The sequence below is a fragment of the Gordonia sp. ABKF26 genome, assembly GCF_041103195.1.
Lineage (GTDB): Bacteria > Actinomycetota > Actinomycetes > Mycobacteriales > Mycobacteriaceae > Gordonia > Gordonia terrae.
Genome location: NZ_JBGCVZ010000003.1, coordinates 3442795 through 3459401, shown reverse-complemented (window position 1 = coordinate 3459401; position 16607 = coordinate 3442795). Strand labels below are relative to the sequence as shown.

Below are 16607 nucleotides of genomic sequence, written 5' to 3'. Positions count from 1 at the left end.
CGTGGTACAGATGAACGAACAGTGCTGTTGCGACATCGTTGCAACGGGTAGGTTGGTGGGCGACATGACGGTCATTACGGAAAGCCGCATCACCAGCGTGGTGCGGGCGGCAGAGGCGCTGCTGTCACACCGCGCCGGATCAGCAGTGGTCCTCGATGATCCCGAGGACCTCGGCGGCAGCGGGCGCACCACGGTGGTGCGGGTCCGGGTCGCCCAGAACCCTCTCAGCCTGGACCGATCGCTCGTGATCAAGGCCCTTCCCGAGCACGAGGACCCGCAGGCCTTCCACCGGGAGATCGCGTCGTACAAGTACGCGACCGCGCTGCCCAACGAATCGCGTCCGGGGCCGCAACTCATCGCCTCGGATCCCGACCTGCGGATCATGGTGCTCTCCGACCTCGGCCACGGCCGCTCGATGCTCGAGTACCTCGCCGGCGTCGACCCCGTCGAGACCTCCCGTGCGGTCAGCGCCTGGGGTCAGGCCCTCGGCCGGATGCATGCGGCCACGGTCGGTGGCGAAGGAGACTTCCTCGCGCTGCTGCGCCGCGGACCGTCGGGTACGCAGGGGCGCGACATCCTGCGCGACGAGGCGCTGCGGTCGATCGATTCGGTGGTCGGGCACGCTGCCGCGCTCGACGTCGTGGTCCCGGAGCAGGTCGTCGAGTCGTTGCGGAGCGCGGCGACGCTGTTCGACGAGGGCGACCACCGCGCCTTCAGCCCCTCCGACGTCGGACCCGAGAACATCCTGCTCAACGACGACGGTGTCCAGTTCATGGACTACGAGTGGGGCGGATTCCGCGACGCGACCCTCGACATCGCCTACGCGCTCGTCACCATCACCGCCCAGCTGCCGCCCCGGACCTCCGCGCGTGCCACCGACCTCGAGGTGTCGATGGTGGACGCGTGGCGGTCCGAGGTGCACTCGATCTGGCCGGCCCTCGCCCACGAGCGGGAGATGCAGCGCAAGGTGCTGCTCGCCCGCCAGCTCTGGGTGTGGCTGTCGACGGTGTGGATGTTGCCGGGCGATCCGGAGACGACCGACCAGCCAGATGCCGAGTTCGATGTGGCCGACTTCGGTGCCGCCGGCTTCACCCACGACTGGGCCCTGCACACCAACGACCCCCGCGTGATCGTCAGCCGCTGGACCGATCTCGCCGCCGCGGCCGGACGGGCGGGGGACGACGAGACCGCCGTGTTCGCGACCGCGATGGGCGTCGCGCTCCAGCGCATCTGGCTGGCCTGACACGCTCGTGGACGGACTGTTCGACCCACCCGACGATCCTCGGGCAGGTTCTGCCGGGCCCGGCAACGCGGGCGGCCTCACCGCGCCGCCGTCCCCGACCGCGCCGCTCGCGGTCCGGATGCGCCCGCAGAACCTCGACGAGATCGTCGGGCAGCAGCACTTGCTCGGGACCGGCTCGCCGCTGCGGAAGCTGATCAGCGGGTCGGGCGCGGCGTCGGTGTTGCTCTACGGGCCGCCGGGCACCGGCAAGACCACCATGGCCTCGCTCATCGCGCGGGCCACCGGCGGCCGTTTCGAGGCGCTGTCCGCGCTGACCGCAGGGGTGAAAGAGGTGCGGGCGGTCATCGACGTGGCCCGCCGCCGGCTCATCGGCGACGGCAAGAACGGCGGTCAGCAGACGGTCCTGTTCATCGACGAGGTGCACCGATTCTCCAAGACACAGCAGGATGCATTGCTCGACGCGGTGGAGAACCGCATCGTCCTGCTCGTCGCCGCGACGACCGAGAACCCGTCGTTCTCGGTGGTCGCCCCGCTGCTGTCCCGGTCGCTGGTCCTGCAGCTGCGGTCCCTGACCGACGCCGACATCCGCGAGGTGCTGACCCGGGCGGTCGCCGACCCGCGGGGGCTGGACGGCAAGGTCGAGGTCTCCGACGCCGCCTACGACCACCTCGTCGCGGTGTCGGGCGGGGACGCGCGCCGGGCGCTGACCGCCCTCGAGGCGAGCGCCGACTCGACCGAGTCCATCGACCTGGCCGACGTCGAGACCGCCATCGATCGCGCCGCGGTGCGCTACGACCGGGACGGCGACCAGCACTACGACGTGACGAGCGCGTTCATCAAGTCCATCCGTGGTTCGGACGTCGACGCCGCCGTGCACTATCTCGCGCGGATGATCGCGGCGGGGGAGGACCCGCGGTTCATCGCGCGGCGCCTGATGATCCATGCCAGCGAGGACATCGGGATGGCCGACCCGACGGCCCTGCAGACCGCGGTCGCGGCCGCTCAGGTCGTGAACCTGGTCGGGATGCCGGAGGCCAAACTGGCACTCACCCAGGCGACCATCCACCTCGCGACGGCCCCGAAGTCGGCGGGTGTGGTGTCGGCCATCGGCGCGGCCCTCGCCGACGTCGAGTCGGGCAAGGCCGGCGCGGTTCCGGCCCACCTGCGCGACAGCCACTATCCGGGGGCCAAGAAGCTGGGCAACGGCGTCGCCTACCGATATCCGCACGATGATCCCGATGGCGTTGTGGCGCAACAGTATGCGCCCGATGAGCTGGTCGGGAGGGACTACTACGTCCCCACCGACCACGGGCTGGAGCGCGAGATCGGTCCGCGAGTGGCGAAGTTGCGGTCGATCGTGCGCGGCGCGGTGTCGCGGCGCCGGTCCCGCTGACGTTCTCGCAGTTGAGAGTCCCTGCGCCGTTCGACGACCCGCCGACGGTAGGCTGGGATGTCGCGACATCAACGGCCGCCACCACCAACGGCTGCGATCACCAACGGCAGGACGAAACCCACAGTGCAGACGCATGACATCCGGAAGCGGTTCCTGGACCACTTCATCAAGGCCGGGCACACCGAGGTGCCGAGCGCTTCGTTGCTGCTCGACGATCCCAACCTGTTGTTCGTGAATGCCGGCATGGTCCCGTTCAAGCCGTTCTTCCTGGGTGAGCAGACCCCGCCCTACTCGCGGGCCACCAGCGTGCAGAAGTGTGTCCGGACCCTCGACATCGACGAGGTCGGCATCACCACCCGGCACAACACCTTCTTCCAGATGGCGGGCAATTTCTCCTTCGGCGACTACTTCAAGCGGGAGGCCATCACCTTCGCCTGGACGCTGCTGACCAACAGCGTCGCCGACGGCGGCTTCGGCATCGACCCGCAGAAGCTGTGGCCGACCGTCTACCTCGACGACGACGAGGCCGAGGCCATCTGGCGCGATGAGATCGGTGTCCCCGCCGAACGCATCCAGCGACGCGGCATGAAGGACAACTACTGGTCGATGGGCGTGCCCGGCCCGTGCGGTCCCTGTTCGGAGATCTTCTACGACCGCGGGCCCGAGTACGGCGTGGAAGGCGGCCCCGAGGCCGACGAGGACCGTTACATCGAGATCTGGAATCTCGTGTTCATGCAGAACGTCCGCGGCCCCGGCGGCGGCAAGGACAACTACGAGATCCTCGGTCCGCTGCCGAAGCAGAACATCGACACCGGCATGGGCGTCGAGCGCGTGGCCTGCATCCTGCAGGGCGTCGACAACGTCTACGAGACCGACCTGTGCAAGCCCATCATCGATCTCGCCGCGCAGCTGTCCGGGCGGGCCTACGGCGCCGGTTCGCACGCCGACGACGTCCGGTTCCGCGTGGTCGCCGACCACGCCCGCACGTCGGCCCTGCTGATCGGCGACGGAGTGCTGCCCGGCAACGACGGCCGGGGATATGTCCTGCGTCGTCTGCTGCGGCGGGTCGTCCGGTCCATGCGTCTGCTCGGCGCCGGGAGCGGAGCGAGCGGGCCGAATCAGCTCGGTAGTGGCGACAGTCAGCCCACCATGGGCACGATCATCGGCAAGGTCATCGATCTGATGGCGCCGTCGTATCCCGAACTCGAGACCCAGCGCAAGCACATCGTCGACGTGGCGGTGGGCGAGGAGACCTCGTTCTCCAAGACCCTCGCCGCGGGTTCGAAGCTGTTCGCCGACGCCGCGACCGCCACCAAGGCCGCGTCGCGCAGCACCATCACCGGGTCGGACGCCTTCACCCTGCACGACACCTACGGTTTCCCGATCGACCTCACCCTGGAGATGGCGGCCGAGGCCGGTCTCGCCGTCGACCAAGAGGGCTTCACCGCGCTCATGGCCGAACAGAAGCAACGCGCCAAGGCCGACGCGACCGCCCGGAAGACCGGGCACGCCGATCTCAGCGTCTACCGCGACTTCCTCGACCGCGGGCCGACCGAGTTCACCGGCTTCGACGAGCTGGTGTCGGAAGCCCGCGTCCTCGGCCTCGTCGCCGACGGTGCGCGATTGCCCGCCGCATCGGCCGGGCAGGAGCTGACGGTCGTTCTCGACCGCACGCCGCTGTACGCCGAGTCCGGTGGACAGATGGCCGACATCGGCACCATCAGCACCGGATCCGGAGTTCGCATGTCGGTCACCGACGTGCAGAAGGTCGGGAAGTCGGTGTGGCTGCACAAGGTCCGCATCGACGAGGGTGAGATCGAAGAGGGCGACGAGGTCCTGGCCGCGGTGGACACCGCCTGGCGTCACGGCGCCACCCAGGGCCACTCGGGCACCCACATGGTCCATGCGGCGCTGCGCGAGGTCCTCGGCCCCGGGGCGACGCAGGCCGGGTCCCTGAACCGTCCCGGTTATCTGCGTTTCGACTTCAACGCCGGCGGTCCGGTGACCGAGGCCCAGCGTCGTGAGATCGAGGAGATCAGCAACGCCGCGGTCGAGGCGAACTATCAGGTCAACACCTTCGAGACCGGTCTGTCCGAGGCCAAGGCGATGGGCGCGATGGCGCTCTTCGGCGAGAACTACGGCGACGTCGTCCGCGTCGTCGAGATCGGCGGGCCGTTCTCGATGGAGCTGTGCGGCGGCACGCACGTCGCGTCGTCGTCCCAGATCGGACCCATCACCCTGATCGGCGAATCCTCGGTCGGCTCGGGCGTCCGGCGCGTCGAGGCGTATGTCGGCATGGACTCGTTCCGGTTCCTGTCGAAGGAACGGGCGCTGCTGGCCGGGCTGGCGTCGTCGCTGAAGGTGCCGTCCGAGGAGGTGCCGGGCCGCGTGGAGCAGCTCGTCACCAAGCTGCGCGACGCCGAGAAGGAACTCGAGCGGGTGCGCGCCGACGCCGCACGGGCCGCGGTCTCCGGTCTTCTCGAGACCGCGACGACCGTCGGTGCGACGCTCGTGGTCGAGGGCCGGGTGCCGGGCCTGGACGCCAACGGGCTCCGCTCGGTGGTGACCGACCTGCGTGGCCGGGTCGCCGACCGGCAGGCGGTGATCGCGCTCTTCTCGCCGAGCGGTGACGGGCCGGATGCCAAGGTGCCGTTCGTGATCGCCACCACGGCCGCCGCGCGGGACGCCGGTATCAAGGCCGGCGACCTCGTCAAGGAAGTCGCACCGCTGCTCGGCGGACGTGGCGGCGGCAAACCCGACCTGGCTCAGGGTGCCGGTACCGATCCGTCGGGCATCGCCGCCGCGCTGACCCGCATCCGCGAGTTCGTCGCCTGATGCCCGACCCGCAATCCCGGCCCGACGCTGCGCCGCGGACCCGAGGACGACTCCTCGGCATCGACGTCGGGAGCGTGCGGATCGGCGTCGCCGTGTGTGACCCCGACGGCATCCTCGCCACGCCGGTGGAGACGGTGCGCCGGACTCCGTCGCGCACAGACGATCTCGACCGGATCGCGGCCCTGGTCACCGAGTACGAGGCCGTCGGCGTGGTCGTGGGCCTCCCGAAGACACTCAAGAACACCGCGGGCACGGCGGCGGAGACCGCACGTGCTTTCGGGGACCGACTCGCGTCCCGGATAGACCCGGTGGCGGTGCAGTGGCACGACGAACGTTTCACGACGGTGACCGCACAGCAGGCACTGCACGCGAGCGGCCGGACGGTGAAGTCCTCGCGCGCGGTGATCGACCAGGCCGCGGCGGTCGCTATTCTTCAGGGGTGGTTGGATGCACGACGGTGAGTCAGGGGAGCCTCCGGTGACCGACGATCGGCGTCGCACACGCCACCGCGACGGCCAGGGACGCCGAACCGAGGGCATGGATCCGGAGCGTCTGCGGTATTTCACCCAGTCCGCCGAGGGGTCCCCGCACACGCGGCATCGTCGCCGCCGGACCGGTCCGGACTCCGCGGACCCGGCCGGCCGTCGGCCGGTCCCGCCGCCCGTCCCGCCCGCCGAGCAGGCGCGTCCGGTGGCCGGCTCGCCGCGGCCGCGCGCGACGCCGGTCCGCATCCCGCCGGGACAGACGCCGACCCCGCCGCCGGTCGCGCCGCGCCCCGCGCCGCCGCAGTCCGACACCGATGCCACGATGGCTCGTCCGCCCGCCCCCGAGCAGCCCGCCCCGAAGCGGCCCGCCCCCGAGCGGCCCGCCCCGGAGCCGCCTGCCCCGGAGCCGCCCGTCCGCGGGTCCCGCGACGACGGATTCCGTTCTGCTCCAGTCGCTTACGAACCCGCCGGGTACGAGCAGGATCGCTACGCCGACGAATCATACGACGACTCGCGGTACGGCCCGCCTGTCGAGACCGCACGTCAGGTTCACGACCCCGCTCCGGCGGCCCCGGCATCGGGCCGGGGTGTCGACGAGCCCGACGACTGGTGGGCCGGGGTCGACGACACCGAGTCCGAGCCGCAGACGCGCCGTGCCCCGCGCCGCACGCGCAGCCGGGGTAGACGTCGTGCGGTGCTGGCTCTCGCGATCGTCTTCATGCTCGCGCTCATCACCGGCGTCGGCTACTACGGCGTGCGCGCCACCGGCCTGCTCGAGTCGCGCAAGGACTACACCAACGCGGCGGGTGCCGGCGACGTGGTCGTCGACATCCCGGACAACTCCACACTCGCCGATTTCGGCCGCATCCTCGTCGACGCCGACGTGGTCGGCAGCGTGCGCGCCTTCGTCGATGCCGCAGGCGGACAGCCGATGTCGGGTGGGCTGTACAAGATGCGCACCCAGATCCCGGCGACCACCGCCGTCGAGATGCTGACCGACGACGGTGCCGAACACCGGGTCGGGCGGGTGGTGATCCCGCCGGGACTGCAGCTCGATTCGAAGACGGGTATCGACGGCAAGGTCACCCCGGGCATCTTCCAGCTCATCGAGAACGCGACGTCGTTCTCGGTCAACGGACAGCAGGAGGGGGTGACCGTCGCCGACCTCGAGAAGGCCGCGGCGCAGGCCACCCCGGAGGAGCTCGGCGTACCCGAGTGGGCCCGCCAGAACGTCGCCGCGATGACGGGCGACCACCGGCGGATCGAAGGACTCATCGCGCCCACCACCTGGGAGCGGGTCGAACCCGATCACACCGCCACACAGATCCTGCAGGAGATGATCTCCAAGAGCGGGGCGATGTTCGAGCAGTGGGGGCTGCTGGACCGCAACAACTCCGGGCTCGAGCCGTACGAGACCCTCATCGCGGCGTCGATCGTGGAACGCGAGGTCCGTCACGTCGAGGACGCGCCGAAGGTGGCGCGGGTCATCCGCAACCGCCTCGACCGCGACCAGTTGCTGCAGATGGACTCCACGCAGAACTACACCGCCGACATCACGAACATCGACGTCCACGGCGAGGCCTACAAGAACGACAACGAGTGGAACACCTACCGCTACAAGGGGTTGCCGCCGACACCGATCGCGGCGGTCGGCGTACCGGCCCTCGAGGCGATGCTCGACCCGGCCCCGGGCGGATGGCTGTACTTCGTCACGGTCGACACCGCCGGGACGACGCTGTTCGCCAACACCTTCGAAGACCACAAGCGCAATCGCGAGGTCGCCTGCCGTAACAAGCTGGTGGCCACGGGATGTAGTCAGTGACCGGCGGACCCGCCGTGAACACCGTGCCCGCCGACATCCGCTCCCCGTACGGCGCTCACCGCCGGGCCGCGGTCCTGGGTTCGCCGATCACCCACTCGCGCTCGCCGCGTATCCATCTGGCCGCTTACCGGACGTTGGGGCTGGCCGACTGGCGATACGACCGGATCGAGTGCACCGCCGATCGTCTGCCCGAGATCGTGTCCGGCGCCGACGCCGACTTCATCGGCTTCTCGGTCACCATGCCCAACAAGCGGGCGGCCCTCGACTTCGCGGCCGAGCGCACCGAGCGCGCCGAGCTCGTCGGGTCGGCCAACACCCTCGTGCGGGTGCCGTCCGGATGGCGCGCCGACTGCACCGACATCGACGGAATGGCCGGTGCACTCACCGATCTCGCGGTCGGCGCCGACATCGCGTCCGGGACCACGCCCCTCGCCGTGGTCGTCGGGGCGGGCGGGACGGCCCTGCCGACGATCATGGCCCTCGCCGGCGCGGGCGTCACCGACGTCGTGGTCGTCGCCCGTGACGCCGGCCGCGCCGCGCCCGTCCTCGACCTCTGTGAACGGCTGGGCCTGAGTGGCGAGGTCCTGCCCTTCGAACCCGCCGAGGCCCTGGACCGCCGGTGTCGGGACTCCGCCGTCGTCGTGTCGACCGTGCCCGCCGAGGCGGCCTCCGGACTGGCGTCGACGCTGGCGCAGGCCCGCAAGGTCGTGGACGTGATCTACGACCCCTGGCCGACGCCGCTCGCGACGGCGGTCGGTGCGGCCGGCGGAACCGTCGTCGGCGGTCTGGTCATGCTGGTGAACCAGGCGTTCCGGCAGGTCGAACTCTTCACCGGGCTCCCCGCACCCCGCGAGGCGATGATCGAGGCCCTCACCGCCGACTGACGCCGCGACGTTCGAGGTCGTCCACACGACGAATGGCGTGTGGACAGAGGTGCGGTGATGCGTCGGTCCCGCGTCATGCTCGGCGGATGGGTGAATGCGCAATCCTGGTGTGGCTGTCGGTGGTCGCGGTGACCGACGCCGAGACCCGCCGGATCCCGAATACGCTCGTCTGGCCGGGGATCTGCGGTGCCATGGGCGCGTGCATGGTCCACCCGGGGGTGGCGGTGGCCGTCCTGACGGCCGCGACCCCGTACGCGCTGGCGTTCGGAAGGCGATGGTGCGGCGGCGGGGACGTCAAATTCGCCGCGGCGTGCGGTGCGCTCGCCCTCGACTGGGGCGCCGCGCTTCTCGTCGTCACACTCGCGTCGCTCATCGCGGTGGGCGTGGTACTCGCCGACCGAGTGGCCCGCCGGGAGCCGGCCGGTACCGCCGCGCATCCGCACGGGCCGGCGCTCGTCGCCGCGACGATCGTCGTCGCCGGTCTGCTGTGACGCGTGCTACCCGTGATTCGGCGGCGCCGCCGTCGGACGGGGCACGGCCGCATGGAACAATCGACCACTGTGTTGCGCTGGATAACTGCCGGAGAATCCCACGGCCCCGCCCTGGTCGCCATCGTCGAGGGCATGGTGGCCGGTGTCGAGGTCACCTCGTCCGACATCGGCGAGCAACTGGCTCGCCGCCGGCTCGGCTACGGCCGCGGAGCGCGGATGAAGTTCGAGGCCGACAAGGTCACCGTGCTCGGCGGGGTCCGCCACGGTCAGACCATGGGCGGTCCGGTCGCCATCGAGATCGGCAACACCGAGTGGCCCAAATGGGAGACGGTGATGGCCGCCGACCCCGTGGACGAGGCCGAGCTCGAAGGCAGCGCGCGCAACGCGCCGCTGACCCGTCCCCGGCCCGGCCACGCCGACTACTCGGGCATGCTCAAGTACGGCTTCGACGACGCCCGGCCGGTGCTCGAGCGTGCCAGCGCGCGAGAGACCGCGGCCCGCGTCGCAGCGGGCACGGTCGCCCGCAACTTCCTCCGTCAGGTGCTCGGCATCGACGTCGTCTCCCATGTCATCTCGATCGGCGCGAGCGATCCCTATGTCGGCCCCCCGCCGCGCATCTCCGACCTCGAGGCCATCGACGCCAGCCCGGTCCGGGCCTTCGACGCCGATGCCGAGAAGTCGATGATCGCCGAGATCGAGGCGGCGAAGAAGGACGGCGACACGCTCGGTGGCGTCGTCGAGATCGTCGCGACCGGGGTACCGGTCGGGCTCGGCTCGCACGTGAGCGGTGAGACCCGCCTGGACGCCAAGCTCGCGGCCGCGCTGATGGGCATCCAGGCCATCAAGGGCGTCGAGGTGGGCGACGGATTCACCACCGCGCGCCGTCGCGGCAGCGAGGCCCACGACGAGATGGTGCCCGGCGCCGACGGCGTACTGCGCTCGACCAACCGCGCGGGCGGGCTCGAGGGCGGCATGACCAACGGCGAGGACCTCCGCGTGCGCATCGCCATGAAGCCGATCTCGACGGTGCCGCGCGCACTGTCGACGATCGACATGTCGACGGGGGAGACGGCCAGCGCGATCCATCAGCGTTCCGACGTCTGCGCCGTGCCCGCGGCGGGTGTGGTCGCCGAAGCGATGGTCGCACTCGTCGTCGCCCAGGCCGCCCTGGAGAAGTTCGGCGGTGACTCGGTCGGCGAGACCGCCGCGAACCTCGCCGCCTACCGGGCCGCGGTCGACGCGCGTCCGCCCCGGGCATGACCCAGCCCCCGACCCCGACGCGTGCGACGACCGGTCGTCGTCCGGCGGCCGTGCTGATCGGTTTCATGGGGGCGGGTAAGTCCACGGTCGGCCGCGTGCTCGCCGACCGGCTCGGTGTCGACTTCATCGACACCGATGTCGAGCTCGTCCGCCGCACCGGACGCAGCATCCCGGAGATCTTCGAATCCGATGGCGTCGAGGCGTTCCGGACGATCGAGGAGAACGTCGTCACCGATGTCCTGGACAACCACGGTGGGGTGGTGTCGCTGGGCGGCGGTGCGGTGACGACCGCAGGCGTGCGCGACGCCCTGACCGATCAGCGCGTCGTGTACCTGCGAGTCTCGCCCGAGCGCGGATACGAACGCGTGTCCGGTACCGACCGCCCACTGCTGGCGACCGCCGACCCCGCCGCCCGATATGCCGAACTGCTGGCCGGGCGGACGGCCGTCTACGAGGCGGTGTGCACCTTCGACGTCGATGCCGATGCCGACCCCGACACGGTTGCCGACGCCGTCGTCGTCCGACTCGCCCGCGAACTGATGTGAGGAAGCCGAGAATGTCCGAAACCGAACCCATCGCCATCCGGGTCAACGCCGGCGCGCCCTATGACGTGACCATCGGCCGGGGACTCCTCGGCGAGGTGGCCGCCGCGGCACAGGGCGCCGACCGCATCGCGATCCTGTATCAGCCGCCGCTGGCCAAGACCGCCGAGCAGGTTCGAGAGTACCTGGCGGGCAAGGGATTCGACGCCCATCGCGTGGAGATCCCGGATGCGGAGGCCGGCAAGGACCTGTCGGTCGCGTCCTTCTGCTGGGAGGTGTTCGGCCGCATCGGCCTCAAGCGCAACGACAAGGTCATCAGCCTCGGCGGTGGCGCCGCCACCGATCTCGCCGGCTTCGTCGCGGCCACCTGGATGCGCGGCATCGGGGTCATCCACATCCCGACGACGCTGCTGGCGATGGTCGACGCCGCCGTCGGCGGCAAGACCGGCATCAACACCGAGGCCGGCAAGAACCTCGTCGGGTCGTTCCACGAACCCGACGCCGTGCTCATCGACACCGGCACCCTGGAGACCGTCCCGCGCAACGAGATCGTCGCCGGACTCGCCGAGGTCATCAAGACCGGGTTCATCGCCGATCCCACCATCCTCGACATCATCGAGGCGGATCCCGAGGCCGCCCTCGACCCGACGTCGCCGGTGCTGCCCGATCTCATCCGGCGCTCGGTCCAGGTGAAGGCGGATGTGGTGTCGGCCGATCTCAAGGAGTCGTCGCTGCGCGAGATCCTGAACTACGGCCACACCCTGGGACATGCGATCGAGCGGCGGGAGCGCTACCGGTGGCGTCACGGCGCGGCGGTGTCGGTGGGCCTCGTGTTCGCGGCCGAGCTCTCGCGCCTGGCCGGCCGCCTCGACGATGCGACCGCGGATCGGCACAAGACCATCCTGGATCTCGTCGGGCTCCCCACGACGTATGACCCCGACGCGTTCGCCGATCTCCTGCAGGGCATGGCGGGGGACAAGAAGAACCGCTCGGGCGTTCTGCGCTTCGTGGTCCTGGACGGCCTGGCCAAGCCGGGTCGTCTCGAGGGGCCCGATCCCGGATTGATCGCGGCCGCCTACTCCGCGGTGGCGGGTGGCCCGGCGGCGAAGAGCACGTCGGTGCTGCTGTAGGCCTGACGCTCGCTCAGCTGCCGGTCACCCTTTGCGCCGACTCAGCGAATGCGCTGGGTCGGCGCGTCCGCGTCGGCCGGGATGCCGTCCTCGTGATGGGTCGAGCGATCCTCGTGGACCGACCAGTCGTCGTCGGCGGCGCCCTTGTTCTGGTCGCGCCGCACGAGGAAGCGGCCGATGGCCGCGCCGACGAAGGCCGGGACGAAGACGAGCAGCGCGGTGAACGACGCACCCGCGACGAGTTCGACGAACAGGCTGGCCTGTCCGATCCCGGCGAGGACGACCGTGCCGAGGATCCAGGAGATCAGTCCGGCGAGGACGCCGGCCAGGACACCGGCCTGCAGCCACCGCACCGTGAGGTCCTCGTAGTCGTCGGGGTCCGGGTTGGCGCGCGCGTCACGGATGCCGTCGTAACCACCCCACAGCAGGGCGATGAGGACGACGACGGCGATCGCGATGGTGCGCCAGACGGTGGAGTTCAGCGGCGCCTGGACCACTGCGAATCCGAGCAACACCCGGGCGAGGACGTGAACTGCGGTCATCGTCAGACCGCGCACCAACCACGAAGACATGCGCGTCATCTTACGCACGGTGCTGGTGACAGCGGACACACCTGGTCGAAGTGGTCCGGTTCGCGCGGTTCGGGTGCCCGCCGTAGCGTGGCGGGGGTGCCGATCAACCATGACACGGCCGGGCGTCGCGCCCGGTTGCGTACCGAACTGCGGGCCGCCGACGACCCGGTCTCGTTCCTCGTCGTCTCCGACCTCGTCAACGTCCGCTATCTGACGGGTTTCACCGGCTCCAATGCCGCTGTGCTGATCGATGCGGACGACCCGGCGGGTGACCGCATCGCCACCGACGGCCGCTATCTCACCCAGGTCGCCCAGCAGGTGCCCGACGTCGAACCGATCATCGAACGCGCTGTGGCGCGGGCCCTCGTCGATCACGCCCGCTCCGGCGGGGCCGATCGAATCGGCTTCGAGTCCGACACCGAGACCGTGGCCGGGCACCGGGCACTCTCCGCCGCCGTCGGGGACTCCGGGGTCGAACTGATCGGCACGTCGGGTCTGGTGCAGAACCTCCGGGCCGTCAAAGAGCCGGGGGAGATCGAGCTGCTCCGGGTGGCGTGCGCGATCGGGGATGCGGCCCTGGCGCAGATCATCGCGGACGGCGTCCTGCGGGCCGGGACGACCGAACGCGAGGTCGCGCGGGCCCTCGAATGGGAGATGTACCGCCTCGGGGCCGACGGGATCGCGTTCGAGACCATCGTGGCGGCCGGCGCCCACTCCGCGATCCCGCATCACCGGCCGACGCACACCGCGCTGGCCGACGGCGACCTCGTCAAGATCGACTTCGGCTCCGTCGTCGGCGGGTACCACTCGGACATGACCAGGACCTTCGTCCTGCGGCGCGCCGCATCGTGGCAGCGTGACCTCTACCAGCTCGTCGAGACCGCGCAGGCCGCCGGCCGGGCGGCGCTGACCCCGGGCGCCGACCTCCGTTCGGTCGACGCGGCGGCGCGCGACGTGATCGACCGCGCCGGGCACGGGGAGCACTACGTGCACGGCCTGGGCCACGGGGTGGGGCTGGAGATCCACGAAGCACCGGGAATCGGCAAACTCGCGGCGGGTACACTGCCATGCGGTGCAGCGGTCACCGTGGAGCCCGGTGTGTACCTGCCCGGATGGGGCGGGGTCCGGATCGAGGACACACTGGTGGTCACCGACGGCGACCCCGACCTGCTGACCGCCACCGACAAGACATTCACCGTCATCTGACTGCAAGGGAACACAAACCACATGGCATCCACCGCCGACTTCAAGAACGGCCTCGTGCTGCGCATGGACGACCAGCTCTGGCAGATCCAGGAGTTCCAGCACGTGAAGCCGGGCAAGGGTCCCGCGTTCGTGCGCACCAAGATCAAGAACGTGCTGAGCGGCAAGACCGTGGACAAGACCTTCAACGCGGGCGTGAAGGTCGAGACCGCGACCGTCGACCGTCGTGACATGACCTTCCTCTACAACGACGGCACCGACTACGTGTTCATGGACGCGCAGGACTACGAGCAGTTCTCGCTGCCGCCGGCCACCGTCGGCGACGGCGCGCGCTTCCTGCTGGAGAACATGACCGTGCAGGTCTCGCTGAACGAGGGCAATCCGCTGTTCGTCGAGTTGCCGGTCACCGTCGAGCTGATCGTCGCCCAGACCGATCCCGGCCTGCAGGGCGATCGTTCCACCGGCGGGACCAAGCCCGCCACGCTGGAGACCGGAGCCGAGATCCAGGTGCCGCTGTTCATCAACACCGGGGACAAGCTCAAGGTCGATTCGCGCGACGGCAGCTATCTCGGCCGCGTCAACTCCTGACCTGTGAAACAACCCGGAACCCGACACAAGGCCCGACGCCGCGCGGTGGACCTCCTCTTCGAGGCGGAGGCCAAGGGCGTCAGTCCCGCCCAGCTGGTCACCGAACGACGCGAGTACGTCCGATCGGACGAGAGCGTCGGCTCCATCCACGACTACACCGCGACCGTGATCCAGGGACTGGCCGACGACCAGTCCCAGATCGACGCGGTCATCTCGTCGTATCTGCGGGACTGGACCCTCGAACGGCTCCCTGCCGTCGACCGCGCCATCATGCGCCTGGCGACCTGGGAGCTGTTCAACTCGCTCGACGTCGACACGATCGTGGTCGTCGACGAGGCGGTCGAGCTCGCCAAGGAACTCTCCACCGACGACTCGCCCGCCTTCGTCAACGGGGTGCTGGCCAAGATCGCCGAACTCGCTCCCCAGGTCCGGGCGGCCGCGTCCGCCGAACCCGCACCCGGACGGCCGGAGCAGAACTGATCCGCACCGGGTGTGGCGTACGTCGCGGGAATTCGTCGGCGTCGCCGCCCGGTGTAGAGTGTCGCGAGACAGACATCCTTTAACGATCCGTCCTGCGAGGCGGAGAAGGAGGTCGGCTTTGGCCAGCCCCGCTCCCAGGGTGCTGCTCGATGCCGCCGACGTGTCGCGCACGATTGCTCGTGTCGCGCACCAGGTCATCGAGAAGACTGCTCTGGACTCGCCCGACGCACCCCGCGTCGTTCTCATCGGAATCCCCACTCGCGGAACATCTCTCGCCACCCGGCTGGGTGCCAAGATCGGTGAGTTCGCGGGTGTCGACGTGCCGGTCGGTTACCTCGACATCACGCTGTACCGCGACGATCTGCGCGGCAAGCCGCACCGTCCGCTGGAGCGGACGATGGTGCCCGCGGGTGGCGTCGACAACGCCATCGTGATCCTGGTCGATGATGTCCTCTACTCGGGCCGGACGGTGCGCGCGGCGCTCGACGCCCTGCGCGATCTCGGTCGTCCCGCGGCCGTCCAGCTCGCGGTCCTCGTCGACCGCGGCCATCGCGAACTCCCGTTGCGCGCAGACTATGTCGGCAAGAACATCCCGACGGCCCGGGACGAGCAGGTCTCGGTCCATCTCGTCGAGCACGACGGCATCGACGAGGTCGTCCTCGCGTCGACATCGAGTTCGGCTGCGGCGGAGAGTGATTCGTGATGCGGCATCTGCTGTCGACGCAGGACCTCAGCCGCGACGATGCCACTGCTCTCCTCGACGACGCCGAGCGCTTCGAGCAGGCGCTCACCGGGCGCGAGGTGCGCAAGCTGCCGACACTGCGCGGGCGCACGGTGATGACCGTGTTCTACGAGAACTCGACCCGTACCCGGGTCTCCTTCGAGGTCGCGGGCAAGTGGATGAGCGCCGACGTCATCAACGTCAGCGCCTCGAGTTCCTCTGCGGGCAAAGGGGAGTCGCTGCGCGACACGGCCAAGACCCTGCACGCCGCGGGCGCCGACGCGCTGATCGTCCGGCACCCGGCCTCGGGTGCGCCGGCCCAGATCGCCGACTGGACGACGACTCCCGACGGTGACGGCCCCGCGGTCATCAACGCCGGGGACGGCACGCACGAGCATCCCACGCAGGCACTCCTCGACGCGCTGACCCTGCGTCAGCGCCTCGGATCACTCGACGGTCGGCGCATCGCCATCGTCGGCGACATCATCCATTCCCGTGTCGCCCGGTCCAATGCGCATCTGCTCTCGACACTCGGAGCCGAGGTCGTGCTGGTCGCACCGCCGACACTGCTGCCGGTCGGGGTCGAGCAGTGGCCGGTGAGCGTCTCCGGCAGCCTCGACGCCGAACTCCCCGCCGTCGACGCCGTCATGATGCTCCGGGTCCAGGCCGAGCGCATGAACGGCGGGTTCTTCCCGAGTGCCCGCGAGTACTCGGTCCGGTTCGGGCTGAACGACCGCCGACTGTCTCTGCTGCCCGATGACGCGGTCGTCCTGCATCCGGGACCGATGCTGCGCGGCATGGAGATCGGCTACTCGGTGGCCGATTCGCCCAAGGCCACCGTGCTCGAACAGGTCCGCAACGGCGTGCACGTCCGGATGGCGGTCCTGTTCCGTCTGCTCGTGGGTTCCGATTCCGCGGGAGCCCACCTATGACCCCCCTCACAACCATTGCAGGAGTT

16 protein-coding genes are annotated in these 16607 nt (G+C 70.1%); 15 read left to right on the top strand and 1 reads right to left on the bottom strand.

Features of this window, described 5'->3' with window-relative positions; genetic code table 11:
- Nucleotides 1–64: 64 nt before the first annotated feature.
- The 10 genes from AB4Z55_RS15965 to aroB all read left to right on the top strand — a co-directional run bounded on the left by AB4Z55_RS15965 (nucleotide 65) and on the right by aroB (nucleotide 12085).
- Nucleotides 65–1243, top strand: a complete 1179-nt coding sequence (locus tag AB4Z55_RS15965; protein WP_033203545.1) for a hypothetical protein — start codon at nucleotides 65–67, stop codon at nucleotides 1241–1243.
- Nucleotides 1244–1250: 7 nt separating this feature from the next.
- On the top strand, nucleotides 1251–2636 hold the full coding sequence (locus AB4Z55_RS15960) for a replication-associated recombination protein A (protein ID WP_369520067.1): 1386 nt from the start codon (nucleotides 1251–1253) through the stop codon (nucleotides 2634–2636).
- A gap of 123 nt (nucleotides 2637–2759) precedes the next feature.
- The gene (gene alaS / locus AB4Z55_RS15955; RefSeq protein WP_239403931.1) at nucleotides 2760–5471 is read left to right on the top strand and encodes an alanine--tRNA ligase; all 2712 of its coding nucleotides are present in this window, start codon (nucleotides 2760–2762) and stop codon (nucleotides 5469–5471) included.
- Nucleotides 5471–5932: a Holliday junction resolvase RuvX gene (gene ruvX, locus AB4Z55_RS15950; protein WP_239403930.1), complete on the top strand. Its 462-nt coding sequence runs from the start codon at nucleotides 5471–5473 to the stop codon at nucleotides 5930–5932. Before alaS ends, ruvX begins: the two co-directional genes overlap by 1 nt.
- Nucleotides 5919–7778: an endolytic transglycosylase MltG gene (gene mltG / locus AB4Z55_RS15945; RefSeq protein WP_369520066.1), complete on the top strand. Its 1860-nt coding sequence runs from the start codon at nucleotides 5919–5921 to the stop codon at nucleotides 7776–7778. Before ruvX ends, mltG begins: the two co-directional genes overlap by 14 nt.
- Nucleotides 7775–8662, top strand: a complete 888-nt coding sequence (locus AB4Z55_RS15940) for a shikimate dehydrogenase (protein ID WP_369520065.1) — start codon at nucleotides 7775–7777, stop codon at nucleotides 8660–8662. Before mltG ends, AB4Z55_RS15940 begins: the two co-directional genes overlap by 4 nt.
- A gap of 86 nt (nucleotides 8663–8748) precedes the next feature.
- Nucleotides 8749–9153: an A24 family peptidase gene (locus AB4Z55_RS15935; protein WP_239398569.1), complete on the top strand. Its 405-nt coding sequence runs from the start codon at nucleotides 8749–8751 to the stop codon at nucleotides 9151–9153.
- A gap of 51 nt (nucleotides 9154–9204) precedes the next feature.
- On the top strand, nucleotides 9205–10413 hold the full coding sequence (gene aroC, locus AB4Z55_RS15930) for a chorismate synthase (protein ID WP_004020875.1): 1209 nt from the start codon (nucleotides 9205–9207) through the stop codon (nucleotides 10411–10413).
- On the top strand, nucleotides 10410–10958 hold the full coding sequence (locus tag AB4Z55_RS15925) for a shikimate kinase (RefSeq protein WP_004020876.1): 549 nt from the start codon (nucleotides 10410–10412) through the stop codon (nucleotides 10956–10958). Before aroC ends, AB4Z55_RS15925 begins: the two co-directional genes overlap by 4 nt.
- A gap of 11 nt (nucleotides 10959–10969) precedes the next feature.
- Nucleotides 10970–12085, top strand: a complete 1116-nt coding sequence (gene aroB / locus AB4Z55_RS15920) for a 3-dehydroquinate synthase (protein WP_248645366.1) — start codon at nucleotides 10970–10972, stop codon at nucleotides 12083–12085.
- 41 nt (nucleotides 12086–12126) lie between these two features.
- Here aroB and AB4Z55_RS15915 read toward each other — a convergent pair whose 3' ends face one another.
- On the bottom strand, nucleotides 12127–12657 hold the full coding sequence (locus AB4Z55_RS15915) for a B-4DMT family transporter (RefSeq protein WP_004020878.1): 531 nt from the start codon (nucleotides 12655–12657) through the stop codon (nucleotides 12127–12129).
- A 96-nt stretch (nucleotides 12658–12753) separates the two neighbouring features.
- On the opposite strand from AB4Z55_RS15915, the gene AB4Z55_RS15910 reads away from it, so the two are divergent.
- The 5 genes from AB4Z55_RS15910 (at nucleotide 12754) to AB4Z55_RS15890 (ending at nucleotide 16581) form a co-directional block, all read left to right on the top strand.
- Nucleotides 12754–13863 (top strand): Xaa-Pro peptidase family protein, encoded by a 1110-nt coding sequence (locus AB4Z55_RS15910; protein ID WP_354559568.1) that lies wholly within the window; start codon nucleotides 12754–12756, stop codon nucleotides 13861–13863.
- A gap of 21 nt (nucleotides 13864–13884) precedes the next feature.
- Nucleotides 13885–14448: an elongation factor P gene (gene efp / locus AB4Z55_RS15905; RefSeq protein WP_004020880.1), complete on the top strand. Its 564-nt coding sequence runs from the start codon at nucleotides 13885–13887 to the stop codon at nucleotides 14446–14448.
- A 3-nt stretch (nucleotides 14449–14451) separates the two neighbouring features.
- A complete protein-coding gene (gene nusB, locus AB4Z55_RS15900; RefSeq protein WP_004020881.1) occupies nucleotides 14452–14928 on the top strand; it encodes a transcription antitermination factor NusB in 477 nt (158 codons plus the stop codon).
- A gap of 118 nt (nucleotides 14929–15046) precedes the next feature.
- The gene (gene pyrR, locus AB4Z55_RS15895; protein ID WP_354559567.1) at nucleotides 15047–15631 is read left to right on the top strand and encodes a bifunctional pyr operon transcriptional regulator/uracil phosphoribosyltransferase PyrR; all 585 of its coding nucleotides are present in this window, start codon (nucleotides 15047–15049) and stop codon (nucleotides 15629–15631) included.
- The gene (locus AB4Z55_RS15890) at nucleotides 15631–16581 is read left to right on the top strand and encodes an aspartate carbamoyltransferase catalytic subunit (protein ID WP_354559846.1); all 951 of its coding nucleotides are present in this window, start codon (nucleotides 15631–15633) and stop codon (nucleotides 16579–16581) included. Before pyrR ends, AB4Z55_RS15890 begins: the two co-directional genes overlap by 1 nt.
- Nucleotides 16582–16607: the final 26 nt, after the last annotated feature.

Coding starts and splice junctions, on each gene's coding strand:
- efp (WP_004020880.1), top strand. CDS start 13,885: ATGGCATCCACCGCCGACTTCAAGAACGGCCTCGTGCTGCGCATGGAC.
- ruvX (WP_239403930.1), top strand. CDS start 5,471: ATGCCCGACCCGCAATCCCGGCCCGACGCTGCGCCGCGGACCCGAGGA.
- AB4Z55_RS15935 (WP_239398569.1), top strand. CDS start 8,749: ATGGGTGAATGCGCAATCCTGGTGTGGCTGTCGGTGGTCGCGGTGACC.
- aroC (WP_004020875.1), top strand. CDS start 9,205: ATGGAACAATCGACCACTGTGTTGCGCTGGATAACTGCCGGAGAATCC.
- mltG (WP_369520066.1), top strand. CDS start 5,919: ATGCACGACGGTGAGTCAGGGGAGCCTCCGGTGACCGACGATCGGCGT.
- AB4Z55_RS15965 (WP_033203545.1), top strand. CDS start 65: ATGACGGTCATTACGGAAAGCCGCATCACCAGCGTGGTGCGGGCGGCA.
- AB4Z55_RS15890 (WP_354559846.1), top strand. CDS start 15,631: ATGCGGCATCTGCTGTCGACGCAGGACCTCAGCCGCGACGATGCCACT.
- AB4Z55_RS15925 (WP_004020876.1), top strand. CDS start 10,410: ATGACCCAGCCCCCGACCCCGACGCGTGCGACGACCGGTCGTCGTCCG.
- AB4Z55_RS15915 (WP_004020878.1), bottom strand. CDS start 12,657: ATGTCTTCGTGGTTGGTGCGCGGTCTGACGATGACCGCAGTTCACGTC.
- aroB (WP_248645366.1), top strand. CDS start 10,970: ATGTCCGAAACCGAACCCATCGCCATCCGGGTCAACGCCGGCGCGCCC.